Origin of the sequence: Pseudomonas sp. NPDC087358, from assembly GCF_044900785.1 — a bacterium.
Lineage (GTDB): Bacteria > Pseudomonadota > Gammaproteobacteria > Pseudomonadales > Pseudomonadaceae > Aquipseudomonas.
Window position 1 is genome coordinate 154,790 of sequence record NZ_JBJDOA010000007.1, and the last position, 15,173, is coordinate 169,962.

Sequence of the window (15,173 nt, forward strand, 5' to 3'; positions counted from 1 at the left end):
TTGGGAGCCAGCAAGCCGGCTCCTACAGGGGAGATGCGCTGAGTCAGCCCATCACCAATACACCGCTCGCCTGTTTGCGTAACAGCTTGGCGCTCTTGCGCTCGAAAGCGTAAGTCAGGGCGACCGCCGAGCACAGCAGGCCTGTCGCCAGGCCCCACCACACGCCCACCGCACCCTGATGTGCGAGAAAGCCCAGGCCCCAGGCCAGCGGCGCGCCAACCACCCAGTAGCTGGCAAGGCCGATGAGAAACGTCGTCTTGGCGTCCTTGAAGCCGCGAATCGCGCCCATGGCGATGGTCTGCGTGCCATCCAGGATCTCGAACCAGGCAGCAATCGCCAGCAGTTTGACCGCCAGATCCACCACGCCCTGGTATTCCGGCTTGTCGAGGTCCACGAACAGGCCGATGACCAGATGCGGGGCAACCCAGAACAGGATGCCGAACGTCAGCATCAGCAGCCCGCCAAAGCAGATGCCCATGCGCCCGGCGGTGCGCGCCAGCAACAGATCGCCCGCGCCATAATGCCGGCCGATGCGCATGGTCACCGCGTAGGAAATCCCCACAGGGATCATGAACGCCATCGATACCGACTGCAGCGCGATCTGATGCGCAGCCATTTGCGTGCTGCCCATTGCGCCCATGCAGAACGCGGCGAAGGTGAACAGCCCGACCTCCACCGCATAGGTCCCGCCAATCGGCAGACCCAGACGCCATAACTCCTTGAGGCAGCTGCGTGACAGATTCATCAGATCCTTGTGAATCGGATACGCGGCATAGGCTTTGTGATAGCGAATGTGCAGGGCGAGCGCCAGGGCCATGCTGTTGGTGACGATGGCGGTAACCAGGCCGATCCCCATCAAGCCCCAGTGCGGCAAACCAAACAGGCCATAGATGAAGGCGTAATTGAGCCCGAAGTTCAGTGCGACGCCGACCAGACTGATCACCATCACTGGCGTGGCCCGGCCCAGCGCGCTGGTGAAGCCGCGCAACGCCATGAAGCTCAGAAGGCCCGGCAGTGCCAGCGGCAGGGTAACCAGGAACTCGCTGGCCATGTGCACGTTGGCTTCATCCTGACCGAAGTTGAGCAGGATCGGCTCCAGGTTCCACAGGATCAGTGCGGCCACCAGCGCCATGCCCCACGCCAGCCACAGCCCAGCCTGGGTCAGACGGGTTGCGCCGGCGTCATCGTTGGCACCCTTGCGGATTGCCACCAGCGTACCGACGGCGGCCATCACACCGACGCAGAAAAACGACACGAAGTTATAGCTGGCAGCGCCCAATCCACCGCCCGCCAGGGACTGAGGCCCAAGCTTGCCCATCATCACGGTGTCGGTGAAAACCATCAGCATATGCGCCATCTGCGATGCGATCAGCGGCCCGGCCAGGCGCAGGATGATCCACAGTTCTTTGAAGGCTTGCTGTTGCATGGTCTGACGCTCGGCAGGGGGAGGCATTGATGAGCGGCTCATTGTGGTGATTCAGGCGCCAATGCACAAAGGGATAAATACGATCATTGGCATGAGTAAAACTCATCCTGATATTTTTCCCGTAGAGTGAGCGAAGCCGTCTATACCCTTGGAGGAAAGCTCCCCATGTCTCGTAGTCTTCCGCCGTTGTATGCGCTGCGTGCATTCGAAGCCGCTGCCAGACACAGTTCCTTCACCCGCGCCGCGCAAGAGTTGTCGATCACCCAAAGCGCGGTCAGCCGCCACATACGCACGCTGGAAGAACACTTTGCCTGCCGTTTGTTTCGTCGCAATGGTCGCAACCTGCAGCTGACCGAAGCCGCGCGCGAATTGTTGCCCGGCGTGCGCGAGGGGTTTTCGGCGCTGGAGCGTGCGTGCAGCGCTTTGATGGCCGAAGAGGGCATCTTGCGCATGAAAGCGCCGTCGACACTGACCATGCGCTGGCTACTGGCGCGACTCAGTCGCTTTCGTCATTTGCAGGTAGGCAACGAGGTGCAACTGACCAGCGCCTGGATGGACATCGACAGCGTCGACTTCAGCCAGGAGCCGTTCGACTGCGCGGTGCTGCTCAGCCGCGGGCATTTTCCAGCCGACTGGGAGGCGAGCTATCTGTTCCCCGAGCTGCTGATTCCGGTGGGCTCCCCCAGTCTGCTGGATGACACACCCTGGGACGCGGAGCGGCTGGCCAGTGCCGAGCTGCTACACCCCACGCCCGACCGACGCGACTGGCGCAGCTGGCTGGAGCGCATGGGTTTGTCGGAGCAGATTTCACTCAAGGGCGGGCAGGTGTTCGACACCCTGGAGCTGGGCATGATCGCTGCGGCACGCGGCTATGGGGTTTCCATGGGCGATCTGCTGATGGTCGCAGAAGATGTCAGCCAGAGGCGCCTGAGCCTGCCTTGGCGCACAGCCGTCGTCAGTGGTGAAAACTACTACCTTGTCTGGCCCAAGACCCGGCCGGGAGGCGAACGCCTGCGCCGGCTCAGCGATTTTTTGCAAAGCGAGGTGCAGGCGATGGAAATGCCGGATGTGACGATTCTGCAGTGATGACGCCGGGCCTTGCTGCACTGCGTCTGCCCGGAGGGGTAGGAGCGTGGCTTGTCCCGCGATCTGCCGGGCACCGGCAGTAGAATCAGGCAACTCGGTGCATCAGGTGCATCGCGTTCGCAGAGTTTGCTGCCGGTTCCCGGCAGATCGTCGGCAAGCCGGACTCCCACGCCTTCGGCAGAAGCCAGATTGTGAGTCGCCACCCTCCGTCCCAAGACCACGCGTAGGACTCAAGTATTTGCGCTGTCAGCCGAATGTGTAATTGCAGACCCGATTGTTCCAATCGGCTCATCGATTCCCTCTATTAGAATTAGTCCGAATGGTTTTCCTGAGATCAGGACGATCCAGTTGTTCGGCAAGGAGTTTTCATGCCTCAGCCCCGCGCCCGAATTGCCTCGCAACTTGGCATCGCCCTGGCCGTTATCCTGGCCGTTGTCATCAGTGGCAGTACCTTGTTCGCCTTGCGCTCACTGGACTCGGCCAACCTCGCCATCCGCGAAGAGCATATGGGCAGTGAAGCGCGGTTGCTGGCTGACCAGCTGAACACCTTCCACAGCACCCTGCGCGACAGCACGCAGCGTTTGAGCGGGTTGTTCGAAAAGCGCTTCAGCAGCGGCCTGACCTTGCAGGCCGATCAGCAAATCGTGGTGGCGGGCATGCAGACCCCCTCGTTGCTGCTCAACGGCAATCCGTTGAACAACGACTTCGCCGAAGTCGATGATTTCAAGAAAATGACCGCCGGTGTCGCGACGGTTTTCGTGCGCAGCGGCGACGACTTCATTCGTATCAGCACCTCGCTGAGCAAGCAGGATGGCTCCCGGGCCATCGGGACTTCGCTGGATCACAAGCATCCGGCCTATGAAAAACTGCTGGCCGGGCAGGGGTATGTCGGGCGCGCGTTGCTGTTCGATCGCTCGTACATGACCCAGTACACCCCGGTGCGTGACAGCGGTGGCAAGGTCATCGCAGTGCTGTTCGTGGGTTTTGATTACACCGACGCGCAAAAAGCCCAGTTCGACAATCTCAAGAGTTTCCGCATCGGCTCGACCGGCTCGCTGGCCTTGCTCGATGAGCAGAGCAAATGGCTGGTGCCGCCGGCAGGCGTCAGGGATCTGGATCTGGCGAGCAAGACCCTGGCAGAGTTCGTCAAGGCGCCGGGCAAGGGTCGCTTCTGGCAGGATGCTGGCGATGATTTCTACACCGTCGCCGAGCCGTTCGCAGGTGGGCCGTGGTCGATTCTGGCGATCATGCCCAAGGACGAAATCAGTGCAGTGACCTGGAGCGTAGGCACGCAGTTGGCCATTGGCAGCCTGTTGGCGATGCTGATTGCCGTGGGCTCTGCAATCTGGCTACTGCGCAGCAAATTGCAGCCGCTGTCGGACCTGGTCAATCAGGCCGAGGCCTTGGGTGCCGGTGATTTGAGCGTGCGTCTGAATATCGCCAGCCACGACGAAATCGGCCAGTTGGCCAGCAGCTTCAACAAGATGGGGCAGGCGCTGGAAACCATGGTCGCGCATATCCGCACTGCCGCTCAGGAAGTCAGCGGACGCGCGCAGGCGTTGTCCGGTCTGTCCGGCGGCGCCTATGAAGGCATGGAGCAGCAGTCGGGCGAAATCACCAGCATGGCCGGTGCCGTGGAGGAGTTCAGCGCGACGGCCCTGACTATTGCCGACAATATGGGTAATACCGAGCGTCTGGCTCAGGGCAACGCCCAGCAGACCCGAATCGGCCGCACCTCGATGGAAGAGGCCTCGGCCTCGCTGGAACAGATTGCGGGCTCGCTGGGCAGCACCGCAGCGGTGATCGATACGCTGGGTCAGCGCTCGCAGGAAATCGGCGGCATTGTCAGTGTGATCACCTCCATCGCCGAACAGACCAACCTGCTGGCGCTCAACGCCGCCATCGAGGCCGCTCGCGCGGGTGAACAGGGCCGCGGTTTTGCCGTGGTCGCCGATGAGGTCCGCAACCTGGCGTCGCGCACCCGCCAGGCCACCGACGAAATCTCCGGGATGATCGCCAGCATTCAGCAGGAAACCGGCAATGCCATCAGCACTATGGAACAAGGCAATGCGCTGATGCAGGATGGCCTGGCGCGCAACGCCAAGGTCGCCGCAGCGCTGGCGCAGATCGACGAACAGAGCCGCTCGGCGGGCGAACAGTTCGCCTCCATCACCACCGCCACCCAGGAGCAAAGCAACACCGCGACCCTCCTGAGCGCCAACCTGCAGAGTATTGCGCTGGCCAACAGCGAGCAGCGCGAGGTGGTCTCGAACCTGGCAGTGACCGCGCAGGAACTCAATGGGTTGGCAGCGGATCTGCGCAGGGAAGTGGATCGTTTTCGCTGATGTCCGCTTGACCGACAGCGACGGCGGAACGCCCCGATTCCGCCGTTTTTTTTAGGCGCAATCGCTTTTGATTCTGCCGAAGGCGTGGGAGCTCGGCTTGCCAGCGATCTGCCGGGAACCGGCAGCAAAGTCAGGCGCCTAGGTAGAGTCAGACGACCGCGCCGTCGGGTTTTGCTGCCGCTTCGCGTTAGATCGCGAGCAAGCATGCTCCTACGGCCTGCGGCCAGAATCGAAAAGCCCGTCTGCCTCGATCTCAAATGATCCGGGCGAGCTTCACCCCGCCGAAGGCCGATACTGCAACGCCTCGGCGATATGACATCGGGCGATAGCGTCCACCCGTTCGAGATCGGCCAGGGTGCGCGCCACTTTCAGCAGTCGGTGCGCCGCGCGTAGCGAAAGGCTCAGGCGTTCGCAGGCGGTTTCAAGCCAGGCCTCGTCTTCAGCGAGCAACGCGCAGTGCTGGCGCAGAGAAGGCAGATCGAGAAACGCATTGGCGCAGCCTTGACGCTTCTGCTGGCGTTCGCGGGCTTCGGATACCAGCAGGGCGGCGCTGGCGCTGTTCTCGCCAGTCTGAGGGGGCATCGCCAGTGATGTCGTTTCGCGCGCAACGGTCAGATGCAGATCGATGCGATCGAGCAGCGGACCGGACAGCTTGTTGCGATAGCGCTGGATTTGATCGGTGGAGCATCGGCAGCGCCCGGTCGGTTCGCCGTGATAACCGCAAGGGCAGGGGTTCATGGCGGCGCCGCGACCTGAGGCTGGGCTGCACTCCAGTTTGTCCAAGCCTCTACACTAGCACCGAGCGGGTAACCATCAGGCCGGTGCGGCCAAAGATTTTCTCTGCCGATACAGCGGAAGGTGGCAGCCGAAGTTCGGGATCATCACATGAACCAGCAGGCCTACAGTCGGAGTACGGGCACGTATCGGTGCTTGGATCAGTTTTTCGAATTGGCGATAGGCCCATTTCCCGCAGTTGGCGCTAGAACTGTTCGATGTGGATATGGTTATATCGCAGCTGACATATTGTGAAAACCACCATCGGCTATCAAAAGCCTCTTGGCCCAGCTGTAAGCGCGATCAATGAATAATGCTCCATTGATTACACGTGGCCAATTAGTTGCTCGGGGGTCGTGCAATCTCATATTTGGGTGCGCAGCGACATGCTCGCTTAGCAGCGTAATACCGTTTGAATTTTCAAGAAAATCCATGTTTTTAATCCATTTCAGATCTGGCAGAGGCTTCATGCCAATAAATTGCAGGGAAACGTTCCCTCTTGCGCTATACGTTAATAGTCAAATCATAAGGACTTTGTCTGAACGCTCTATCAAGTGTTCTATGACTCTGGATTTTTAGCCTTTCGCATTTCTAGCAACAAGAAGGGCTAGGCCCGCTCCCCCCAGAAGGGAGCCACAGATTCTATTGAATATTTTTTTTGCTCTAGTTTTAGCGAGCCATCGTCGCAGGTGCAGTCCTAGATATGCATAAATCGCGATTGCGATCCACTCTAGGAGTAAAAACATAGCTCCCAGGGTAAGAAACTGTGGGGAAACTTGGTGGTTCGGCACGATAAACTGAGGTAGGAATGCTGTAAATATAAAAATCGCTTTCGGGTTTCCGATTGCAACCATGAATTCCCGGCGCATTAGCGTAGTAATCCTTACTTTGGCTTCTTTTTCCGTATGAGCAATCGTGGGGCCATTGCTGGTCCAGAACTTATAAGCCAGATACATCAAATATGCCGCGCCGGTCGTTTTTATAATGATAAACATAGTTTCCGATGCAATGATAACGGCGGCAAGCCCGGCTGAAGCCAAACTGATCATTGTCGCAAATGCGATGAGCCTTCCAATTCCTGCGCAGCAAGATACTAAAAAGCCATGGTGAGCTGCGTTGTTTATTGACAGGAGATTGTTTGGGCCGGGCGCTAAATTCAAAGCAAAACAAGCCGGAACAAAAAGTAACAATGTCACCAGATCCATTTGAGAACCTACTTCCCTAAATAATTTTATGCCGATCGATGTCGGAATTTTTTACATTTAATTAAGGGCTATGTCAAGAGTCCGTCATGTAAATTCAGAACCGGCACAGATATTGTTATTTTTCCCGACACTTCTCAAGCGCATTCACTTTCTGGCGAAATGCTTCGATAGTTTAAGCCAAGATCTCGGTAGAAAGTACCAGCGCGATACCAAATAATCATGGGAAAGACTGTTTTCCTAAACGCGGGCCCTAATATTAAACATGGGTGATATCCGCTGGCTGGCATGTGTGATTGTTGTTTCCCATGGATTCTCCGCCATGTCCGGGCTTATATTATCCATCCGCGTAGAATGATTGGCTGGGGTAGTTTGGCAGTCTTAGATGGCTTGGACCTTTTCGAGTTGTTTATTTTGTAAGGGGATTCCGATTCGATTTGTGGGATTTGAGCCGGAGGTCGATTAATAAGGCTGATATGAAATCTTCGCCACTGCAATGGACAGACTGGAGAAGTGGTGACAACCCCTTTGGCTTATCACCCCGCCGAAGGCCGATACTGCAACGCCTCGGCGATATGACATCGAGCAATGGCGTCCACCCGTTCGAGATCGGCCAGGGTTCGCGCCACTTTCAGCAGTCGGTGCGCCGCGCGTAGCGACAGGCTCAGGCGTTCGCAGGCGGTTTCAAGCCAGGCCTCGTCTTCAGAGAGCAGCGCGCAATGCTGGCGCAGAGAAGGCAGATCGAGAAACGCATTGGCGCAGCCTTGACGCTTCTGCTGGCGTTCGCGGGCTTCGGATACCAGCAGGGCGGCGCTGGCGCTGTTCTCGCCAGTCTGAGGGGGCATCGCCAGTGATGTCGTTTCGCGCGCAACGGTCAGATGCAGATCGATACGATCGAGCAGCGGACCGGACAGCTTGTTGCGATAGCGCTGGATTTGATCGGTGGAGCATCGGCAGCGCCCGGTCGGTTCGCCGTGATAACCGCAAGGGCAGGGGTTCATGGCGGCGACCAGTTGAAAGCGGGCCGGGAAACGTACACGGTCACGCGCCCGCGAAATCACGATATGCCCTGATTCCAGAGGCTCGCGCAGCACTTCAAGCACCCGCCGGTCAAACTCCGGAAGCTCGTCGAGAAACAGCACGCCGTGATGGGCCAGGGTGATTTCGCCCGGTTGTGGGCGACTGCCACCACCCACCAGCGCCGGGCCGGAAGCCGAGTGATGGGGCTGCCTGAACGGGCGTTGTGGCCAACTGGTCAGCGGCGCATGGCTGGCGACCGATTGAATGGCTGCCACTTCCAGCGCCTCGCGCTCGTCCAGTGGCGGCAGGAGGCCGGGTAAGCGGCTGGCGAGCAATGTCTTGCCGGTGCCGGGCGGTCCGCTGAACAGCAGGTTATGTGCCCCGGCCGCCGCGACCAGCAATGCACGCTTGGCGGCAATCTGGCCTTGGACTTCACTCAGGTCGGGATAGGGTTGGGTCTGCAGGATCAGGCCGTTGGATTTGTACGGCGCAATCGTCGTGTGGCCGTTGAGATGCGACACCAGTTCCAGCAGATGACTGACGGCAATCACCTTCAATCCCGAAGCCAGGCAGGCTTCTTCGGCGTTCACTGCTGGCACGATCAGCGTATGCCCCGCCTCCCGCGCCGCCAGGGCCGCGGGCAATACGCCTTGCACCGGACGAATCGCCCCGGACAAAGCCAGTTCGCCCAGACACTCAATCCCCTCCAGTGCCAGCGCCGGCACCTGAGCGCTTGCCGCGAGCAAGCCCAGGGCAATCGCAAGATCAAAGCGCCCGCCGTCCTTGGGCAGGTCGGCAGGCGCGAGATTCAGGGTGATGCGCCGAGCCGGAAATTCCAGCCGGCAATTGAGAATGGCGCTGCGCACCCGGTCCTTGCTTTCCTTCACCGCGCCTTCCGGCAAGCCGACCAGCGTCAGCGCAGGCAAGCCGTTCGCCAGATGGGTTTCAACGGTGACAGCGGGCGCCTCGACACCCACTTGTGCGCGGCTCAGAACAATGGCCAGAGACATGACTTTCCTTGTTAACGGCACCGCGTCCTGCGGTGGGCTGAAGGATAGTCAGAGGTCAGGGGAGGGGGGTACTGCAACTTCTACGGCATGTGTCCTGCTGTGGGCGCGATGAGAAATACATCACCCTTCAGCACTCAGATGCCCTGGACGGGCGCGGGACTTCGCCCCGAGCGCACAAAGGGGTGCAGCAGCGAGCGCGCGAGCTACTCCTTCACTTGCCCCGCCAACTGCACTTCCATCTCGGCCATCTTCGCTTCCAGTGCCTCGAGACGGGCACGGGTGCGAGCGAGGACGATCATCTGGCTGTCGAATTCTTCCCGGCTGACCAGATCCAGTTTGCTGAAGCTGCTTTGCAGCAACGCCTTGAACTGGGTTTCGAATTCGTTGCGCGGCAGTGCGGTCTCGCCGTTGAACAACCGCGAGGCATGGCCACTCAGGGCATCTAGAAAGGCTTTGGGCGCGAGCATGATCAGCTTCCGGAATCAGATGGGCGGCAGTGTAGCACGCAGCGTCTATAGTCATTTTGCGGGCACCGGGTTGCACGATTTTCGCGCATCGGTGCGTGCACGTGCGCACTGTTGTTGTGCGGTCAGGTTCGATGGTGGCGATCTGGGCGCAGCGGATAGTGACCAACCGCCCGTAATCAGTGGGATCGAGTGAGATGGCAAGCTTTCTGCTTAGTGGCATATGACCCATGCACTGATGCAGTCGCTGTGACGAATGCAGTGCGGCAGGCGGAGCGGGGAAGTGTTTCGTCAGAAGCGGTTTTCTGGAGTTGGTCTGGTCTGTTTCGGGCCATCGACGCGTTACAAAGCCAGACACTGCGCTTAGACTTGAGTCGGGTTTGTTTTCCTGGGGCAAGTCCACCAATTCGGGAGAAAGTTTCATGAAGCTAGTCACTGCCATCATCAAGCCGTTCAAACTGGATGACGTACGCGAGTCGTTGTCCGAAATCGGCGTGCAGGGCATCACGGTAACTGAAGTCAAAGGCTTCGGACGTCAGAAAGGCCACACCGAGCTGTACCGCGGTGCGGAATACGTAGTCGACTTCCTTCCCAAGGTGAAGATCGACGTTGCGATCGACGACAAGGATCTGGACCGCGTTATCGAAGCGATAACCAAAGCGGCCAACACCGGCAAGATCGGTGACGGGAAGATCTTCGTGGTCAATCTGGAACAGGCTATTCGCATCCGTACCGGCGAAACCGATACCGACGCAATCTAAGCCGCCAACCCCAACGCCCCAGGAGAAAACAATATGACTCTGCGTCAATTCGCAGGGCTAGGAGCCCTGTTGTCCCTCGTAACCCCTGGCTTGGCCATGGCGGCAGACGAAGTGGCAGCCCCTGTACTCAACTCAGGCGACACTGCCTGGATGCTGACTTCGACCGCGCTGGTTCTGTTCATGACCGTTCCCGGTCTGGCATTGTTCTACGGCGGCATGGTTCGCTCGAAAAACGTTCTTTCTGTAATGATGCAGTGCTTTGCCATCACCGGCCTGATCAGCATCCTGTGGGTCGTCTACGGCTACAGCATGGCGTTCGACACCACCGGTATGGAAGCCAACGTCGTTAACTTCAACTCCTTCGTCGGCGGCCTGTCGAAGGCGTTCCTTACAGGCGTCACCCCTGCAAGCATCACCGGTCCCGCAGCTCTGTTCCCTGAAGCTGTGTTCGTGACCTTCCAGATGACATTCGCCATCATCACCCCCGCCCTGATTGTCGGTGCCTTCGCAGAACGCATGAAGTTCTCCGCGATGCTGATCTTCATGGCCATCTGGTTCACCCTGGTCTACGCGCCGATTGCGCACATGGTCTGGAGTGGTGTGGGTGGTCTGCTGTGGGACTGGGGCGTACTCGATTTCGCAGGCGGCACCGTTGTTCACATCAACGCGGGTGTGGCCGGTCTGGTGGCCTGTCTGGTCCTGGGCAAGCGCAAGGGTTTCCCGACCACCCCAATGGCTCCGCACAACCTGGGTTACACCCTGGTCGGCGCTGCGATGCTGTGGGTGGGCTGGTTCGGCTTCAACGCCGGCTCCGCTGCTGCGGCCAACGGCACCGCCGGTATGGCGATGCTGGTTACTCAGATCGCAACCGCCGCCGCTGCACTGGGCTGGATGTTCGCCGAGTGGCTGACCCACGGTAAGCCAAGCGCTCTGGGGATCGCCTCGGGTGTGGTTGCCGGTCTGGTTGCCATTACCCCTGCCGCCGGTACTGTCGGCCCGATGGGCGGCCTGATCATCGGCCTGGCGGCCGGTGTGGTGTGCTTCTTCTGCGCCACCAGCCTGAAACGCAAACTGGGCTACGACGACTCCCTGGATGCCTTCGGCGTTCACGGTATCGGTGGTATCCTCGGCGCGATCCTGACCGGTGTCTTCGCAGCACCTTCGCTGGGCGGCTTCGGTACTGTGACCGACATCGCCGCACAGGTCTGGATTCAGTGCAAAGGCGTAGGCTTCACGATCATCTACACCGCGATCGTGACCTTCATCATCCTCAAGGTGCTGGACGCGGTCATGGGCCTGCGTGTCACCGAGGAAGAAGAAGCGGTTGGTCTTGACCTTGCGCAACACAACGAGCGTGGCTACAACTTGTAATCACGGCGATAAAAAAAATGCCCGGGCTACCGGGCATTTTTTTGTCTGGAGTTTGTCGATAGCCAAGACAGTCAGTGAGTGACTTCAGTCGGGGGCGCGGTTCTTCGGGGCGGGTCTTCATGGGGCATTCCCGACGGTTATGGCGACGGGATACCAACCCGAATTCCGGGCTTGCAGATAACCGCACTCATTGACGCTTTGTTTTTTTTTCCAGCGCGTTAGAATGCGCGCCGAAGGGCGGAGAACGGTATGTGGCAACAGACCAGAATCACGCTGCGGGCAAGGCCTCGCGGTTTCCATCTGGTGACTGACGAGATCATCGCAGGGCTGGCTGAACTGCGTGATTGCCGTGTCGGGCTGCTGCATTTGTGGCTGCAACATACCTCGGCCTCGTTGACCATCAACGAGAACGCCGATCCAGCGGTTCGTCGCGATTTCGAGCGTTTTTTCAACCGGTTGGTGCCTCAGGGGCGCGACGGTTATGAGCACGATGACGAAGGTCCAGACGATCTGCCTGCGCACTTCAAGGCCAGTTTGCTAGGCTGCCAGCTTGTCCTGCCGGTGACGGACGGAAGGTTGGCGCTAGGGACCTGGCAAGGCGTTTATTTAGGAGAGCATCGCGATAGCGGCGGTGCGCGTAAAGTCCTCGCCACCCTTCAAGGTGAGAGGCACGACCGCTGATTGTCGGCGGTAGTTGAATTTTTTCCGGCTGTCTTAGAAATTAGGCGCAGCTGGGCTATAACTAATCTGCTTTCGCAAGTCATGAGGTAGAACATGAGCGACGATGACAACGAAGATCTGGTTGAAGACGGTCTGGAAGACGAGGACGACGGTGATGGGCTTGCAGCTGCTCCCGAGGACGATGGCTCGGAAATAGACGACAGCGCCGAAGCCGCGACTACCCCTGCCAAAGGCAAGGCCAAGGCTGCGGTCTCGGTCGATGAACTGCCAAGCGTCGAGGCCAAGAACAAAGAGCGTGATGCTCTGGCTCGCGCAATGGAAGAGTTTCTCGCCCGTGGCGGCAAAGTGCAGGAAGTGGAGGCCAACGTGGTCGCCGATCCGCCGAAAAAGCCTGACAACAAGTACGGTAGCCGCCCTATCTAAGGGTGTCTGATGCCTGCTGGAAAAAAGCCCGCTGTCGCTGCGGGCTTTTTTTTGCGTGAGGTTTTTGGGGTGTTGCGTTTGATTCTGGCCGGAGGCCGTGGGAGTCCAGCTTGCTGACGATTGAGTGCGAAGCGCTCACAAACCCAGACACCCTCGGTGGGGTCAGACAGAAAGCATTCGCCGGTCTTGCTGCCGGTCCCGGCAGATCGCAGGCAAGCCGAGCTCCCACGGCCTTCGGCCAGAAGCAAAAGCACCCAGGCAGCGCTATTTCACCCCCAGCGCGCCAACACCTCTGGCAACTGCGTCAGGCTGCCGATCTCGGCGTCCGGTCGCTTGTCGGCCTCCCAGGCCTTGCCGCCGGGGTTGTACCAGATGGCGCGCAAGCCAGCCTGTTGCGCGCCCGCAATGTCATCGCCGGGGTGGTCGCCGACGTGCACCGCGTTGTCCGCCTGGACATTGCCGCGTTTGAGGGCTTCCAGGAAGGGTGCGGGGTCGGGTTTGCCGATCCCCAGGTCCTCGGCGCACAGGGCAAAGGCAAAGTAGTCGGCCAGGCCCAGGCGGCGAACGTCGGCATTGCCGTTGGTGACCACGCCTAAGGTGTACTGTTTTGTAAGCAGTTCCAGGGTAGGCACGACTTCCGGGAAGATATCCAGCTGATGCCGGCCATGCAGGAAGACTTCGAAGCTGCGGTCGGCCAGATCCTGCGCTTCGCCGTGGCCATAACCTGCATCTTCAAGCGCCAAAAACAGCACCCGACGGCGCAATGCACTGATCCGGTGCTTGAACGTCGGATCGGCCTCGACCAGCCGCGAACGAATTTCCCACAGGCGCTCCACCGGCACCGGGCCCAGTTTCGGTGCGTGCTCGGCCAGCCAGTCGCGCAACATGGCTTCTGCGCTGACGATGGCCGGTGCGGTTTCCCACAGGGTGTCATCCAGATCGAAGGTGATCAGCTTAATGCTCATTGTCTGAAGAATCCTTGCGTTTGGCCCGTGGGTGGGCGCTGTCATACACCGTTGCCAGGTGCTGAAAATCCAGATGGGTGTAGATCTGAGTCGTCGTAATGTCGGCATGACCCAGTAGTTCCTGCACCGCGCGCAGGTCTTGCGATGATTCCAGCAGATGACTGGCGAAGGAGTGGCGCAGCATATGCGGATGCAGGTTTTGCCCCAGTTCGCGTTCTCCGGCTGCCTTGACCCGAAGCTGGATTGACCTTGGGCCAAGACGTCGGCCTTGCTGGCTGATGAACACCGCGTCGTCTTCGGGGTTGGCCAGCGCACGCAGCGCAAGCCACTGCTCCAACGCCTCGCGGGCCTTCCTGCCCACCGGCAGTACTCGTGTCTTGCTGCCTTTGCCAAGCACCTGGACCAGGCCGTCAGCCAGGTCCAGCTGTTCACAGTTGAGCCCCGTCAGCTCCGACAGGCGCAGGCCGGATGAATAGAACAGCTCGAGGATGGCGTGATCACGTCGCGCGATGAAATCGTCTTCGACGCCGCCTTCCAGCAACTGCAGCGTACGGTCGGCGTCGAGGGTCTTGGGCAGGCGTCGTTCGCCCTTGGGGGGCGCCAGGCCGTTGGCCGGGTCGTGATCGCAGATGCCTTCGCGGTTCAGGTAATGATAGAGGCCGCGTACCGCCGACAGCAGTCTGGCGATGCTGCGCGATGACTGGCCCTGCTGATGCAGGCGCGAAACCAGGCTGCGCATGGACTGGATATCCAGCGCCTGCCAGCTCTCGATCTGCAGTTTTTCGCAGAAGCCCAGCACCTTGCTCAGGTCGCGGCGATAGGCCTCAAGGGTATGGCTCGACACCTGGCGCTCACTGCGCAGGTGCGTGCAGTAAGCGTCCAGCAGCCGTTGCATGACTAGCGCACCGAACGCAGAGCGTTGGTGAAGCGCGGCAGCAAGCGACTCAGCACATCGGCGATATAGCTCAGGAACAATGTGCCGACCGAGCTTTTATAGTGCTGAGGATCACGGCTGCCAATGGCGAGAACGCCGTGCAGGCCCTGGTGGCTCAGCGCGACGATGGCCGTGGAGCCGACTTCCTTGCTCTGATCGGCACCGAACAGGAACTCGAGTTCGTGCTCGCGCAGGGCGCCGCAGACGGTTTTGCCACCGGAAATCAGGCCGCCAATGGCCTTCTGAGCTTCTGCGCTGCTGACCCAGCGGCCCACAGTCATCGGGTTGTCGCTGAACAGGATCAGGCTGACAAACGGCACCTGGAACTCCTGGCGCAGGCTGTCTTCCACTGCGATGACGATGTCTTCCAGGCTGGTGGCGTCCATCAGGTCGAGGATCAGGCGGCGGGTCTTGTCGAACAGACGGTCGTTGTCGCGCGCCACGTCCATCAGTTGCGACAGGCGATGGCGCATTTCGATGTTGCGCTCACGCAGCAGTTTGAGTTGCCGCTCCACCAGCGAGACGGTGTCGCCACGCTGGTGGGGGATGCGCATCGCGGTCAGCAGGTCGTCATGTTCGGCGAAGAAGTCCGGATGTTGTTGCAGCCAGGCTGCGACTGCCTCGGCTTCAAGGGCGGGCACTGCGTTATCGACAGGCGATTCGCTGGGTGTGTCGGTTGAAGTCTGAGGCTGGTCGGTCATTGGATACTCT

General features: G+C 59.7%; 13 protein-coding genes and 2 pseudogenes. 7 read left to right on the top strand and 8 right to left on the bottom strand.

The genetic code is table 11. From position 1 onward, the window contains the following. Window positions 1-43: 43 nt before the first annotated feature. Window positions 44-1,426, bottom strand: coding sequence for a NorM family multidrug efflux MATE transporter (locus ACI2KS_RS17825; protein WP_404622505.1), 1,383 nt, complete (start codon window positions 1,424-1,426; stop codon window positions 44-46). A 165-nt stretch (window positions 1,427-1,591) separates the two neighbouring features. Here ACI2KS_RS17825 and ACI2KS_RS17830 point away from each other — a divergent pair, with 165 nt between their 5' ends. The 3 genes and pseudogenes from ACI2KS_RS17830 to ACI2KS_RS17840 all read left to right on the top strand — a co-directional run bounded on the left by ACI2KS_RS17830 (window position 1,592) and on the right by ACI2KS_RS17840 (window position 4,857). Continuing rightward, a complete protein-coding gene (locus ACI2KS_RS17830) occupies window positions 1,592-2,512 on the top strand; it encodes a LysR substrate-binding domain-containing protein (RefSeq protein WP_404622304.1) in 921 nt (306 codons plus the stop codon). Window positions 2,513-2,880: 368 nt separating this feature from the next. Continuing rightward, window positions 2,881-4,002, top strand: a pseudogene (locus tag ACI2KS_RS17835) (Cache 3/Cache 2 fusion domain-containing protein); the annotation flags it as partial. Window positions 4,003-4,134: 132 nt separating this feature from the next. Continuing rightward, complete coding sequence (locus ACI2KS_RS17840) at window positions 4,135-4,857, top strand: methyl-accepting chemotaxis protein (RefSeq protein ID WP_404622506.1); 723 nt, start codon at window positions 4,135-4,137, stop codon at window positions 4,855-4,857. A gap of 273 nt (window positions 4,858-5,130) precedes the next feature. On the opposite strand, the pseudogene ACI2KS_RS17845 reads toward ACI2KS_RS17840, so the two are convergent. From ACI2KS_RS17845 to ACI2KS_RS17860, 4 genes and pseudogenes are all read right to left on the bottom strand, one after another. Continuing rightward, window positions 5,131-5,601: pseudogene (locus tag ACI2KS_RS17845) on the bottom strand (ATP-binding protein); the annotation flags it as partial. 605 nt (window positions 5,602-6,206) lie between these two features. Further along, a complete protein-coding gene (locus ACI2KS_RS17850) occupies window positions 6,207-6,836 on the bottom strand; it encodes a LysE family translocator (protein ID WP_404622305.1) in 630 nt (209 codons plus the stop codon). A gap of 533 nt (window positions 6,837-7,369) precedes the next feature. Further along, window positions 7,370-8,863 (bottom strand): YifB family Mg chelatase-like AAA ATPase, encoded by a 1,494-nt coding sequence (locus tag ACI2KS_RS17855; protein WP_404622306.1) that lies wholly within the window; start codon window positions 8,861-8,863, stop codon window positions 7,370-7,372. Window positions 8,864-9,066: 203 nt separating this feature from the next. After that, window positions 9,067-9,330, bottom strand: coding sequence for an accessory factor UbiK family protein (locus ACI2KS_RS17860; RefSeq protein ID WP_404622307.1), 264 nt, complete (start codon window positions 9,328-9,330; stop codon window positions 9,067-9,069). A gap of 419 nt (window positions 9,331-9,749) precedes the next feature. Here ACI2KS_RS17860 and glnK point away from each other — a divergent pair, with 419 nt between their 5' ends. From glnK to sutA, 4 genes are all read left to right on the top strand, one after another. Next, window positions 9,750-10,088, top strand: coding sequence for a P-II family nitrogen regulator (gene glnK, locus ACI2KS_RS17865; RefSeq protein WP_002555808.1), 339 nt, complete (start codon window positions 9,750-9,752; stop codon window positions 10,086-10,088). Between the two features lie 33 nt (window positions 10,089-10,121). Further along, window positions 10,122-11,459: an ammonium transporter gene (locus tag ACI2KS_RS17870; RefSeq protein ID WP_404622308.1), complete on the top strand. Its 1,338-nt coding sequence runs from the start codon at window positions 10,122-10,124 to the stop codon at window positions 11,457-11,459. Between the two features lie 249 nt (window positions 11,460-11,708). Beyond that, on the top strand, window positions 11,709-12,140 hold the full coding sequence (locus ACI2KS_RS17875) for a secondary thiamine-phosphate synthase enzyme YjbQ (RefSeq protein WP_404622309.1): 432 nt from the start codon (window positions 11,709-11,711) through the stop codon (window positions 12,138-12,140). Between the two features lie 93 nt (window positions 12,141-12,233). Then, on the top strand, window positions 12,234-12,563 hold the full coding sequence (sutA, locus tag ACI2KS_RS17880; protein WP_404622310.1) for a transcriptional regulator SutA: 330 nt from the start codon (window positions 12,234-12,236) through the stop codon (window positions 12,561-12,563). Window positions 12,564-12,832: 269 nt separating this feature from the next. Here the strand turns inward: sutA and ACI2KS_RS17885 are convergent, their stop codons facing one another. From ACI2KS_RS17885 to ACI2KS_RS17895, 3 genes are read right to left on the bottom strand one after another with little or no spacing between them, the layout of a single operon-like run. Beyond that, the gene (locus ACI2KS_RS17885; RefSeq protein ID WP_404622311.1) at window positions 12,833-13,528 is read right to left on the bottom strand and encodes an HAD family hydrolase; all 696 of its coding nucleotides are present in this window, start codon (window positions 13,526-13,528) and stop codon (window positions 12,833-12,835) included. Continuing rightward, window positions 13,518-14,423: a tyrosine recombinase XerC gene (gene xerC / locus ACI2KS_RS17890; RefSeq protein ID WP_404622312.1), complete on the bottom strand. Its 906-nt coding sequence runs from the start codon at window positions 14,421-14,423 to the stop codon at window positions 13,518-13,520. The genes ACI2KS_RS17885 and xerC overlap by 11 nt, the downstream gene beginning before the upstream one ends. Window positions 14,424-14,425: 2 nt before the next feature. Next, on the bottom strand, window positions 14,426-15,163 hold the full coding sequence (locus tag ACI2KS_RS17895; protein ID WP_404622313.1) for a DUF484 family protein: 738 nt from the start codon (window positions 15,161-15,163) through the stop codon (window positions 14,426-14,428). Window positions 15,164-15,173 lie beyond the last annotated feature (10 nt).

Coding starts and splice junctions, on each gene's coding strand:
- ACI2KS_RS17840 (WP_404622506.1), top strand. CDS start 4,135: ATGGCCGGTGCCGTGGAGGAGTTCAGCGCGACGGCCCTGACTATTGCC.
- ACI2KS_RS17870 (WP_404622308.1), top strand. CDS start 10,122: ATGACTCTGCGTCAATTCGCAGGGCTAGGAGCCCTGTTGTCCCTCGTA.
- ACI2KS_RS17875 (WP_404622309.1), top strand. CDS start 11,709: ATGTGGCAACAGACCAGAATCACGCTGCGGGCAAGGCCTCGCGGTTTC.
- ACI2KS_RS17895 (WP_404622313.1), bottom strand. CDS start 15,163: ATGACCGACCAGCCTCAGACTTCAACCGACACACCCAGCGAATCGCCT.
- ACI2KS_RS17860 (WP_404622307.1), bottom strand. CDS start 9,330: ATGCTCGCGCCCAAAGCCTTTCTAGATGCCCTGAGTGGCCATGCCTCG.
- ACI2KS_RS17855 (WP_404622306.1), bottom strand. CDS start 8,863: ATGTCTCTGGCCATTGTTCTGAGCCGCGCACAAGTGGGTGTCGAGGCG.
- ACI2KS_RS17825 (WP_404622505.1), bottom strand. CDS start 1,426: ATGCAACAGCAAGCCTTCAAAGAACTGTGGATCATCCTGCGCCTGGCC.
- ACI2KS_RS17850 (WP_404622305.1), bottom strand. CDS start 6,836: ATGGATCTGGTGACATTGTTACTTTTTGTTCCGGCTTGTTTTGCTTTG.
- ACI2KS_RS17830 (WP_404622304.1), top strand. CDS start 1,592: ATGTCTCGTAGTCTTCCGCCGTTGTATGCGCTGCGTGCATTCGAAGCC.
- xerC (WP_404622312.1), bottom strand. CDS start 14,423: ATGCAACGGCTGCTGGACGCTTACTGCACGCACCTGCGCAGTGAGCGC.
- glnK (WP_002555808.1), top strand. CDS start 9,750: ATGAAGCTAGTCACTGCCATCATCAAGCCGTTCAAACTGGATGACGTA.
- sutA (WP_404622310.1), top strand. CDS start 12,234: ATGAGCGACGATGACAACGAAGATCTGGTTGAAGACGGTCTGGAAGAC.
- ACI2KS_RS17885 (WP_404622311.1), bottom strand. CDS start 13,528: ATGAGCATTAAGCTGATCACCTTCGATCTGGATGACACCCTGTGGGAA.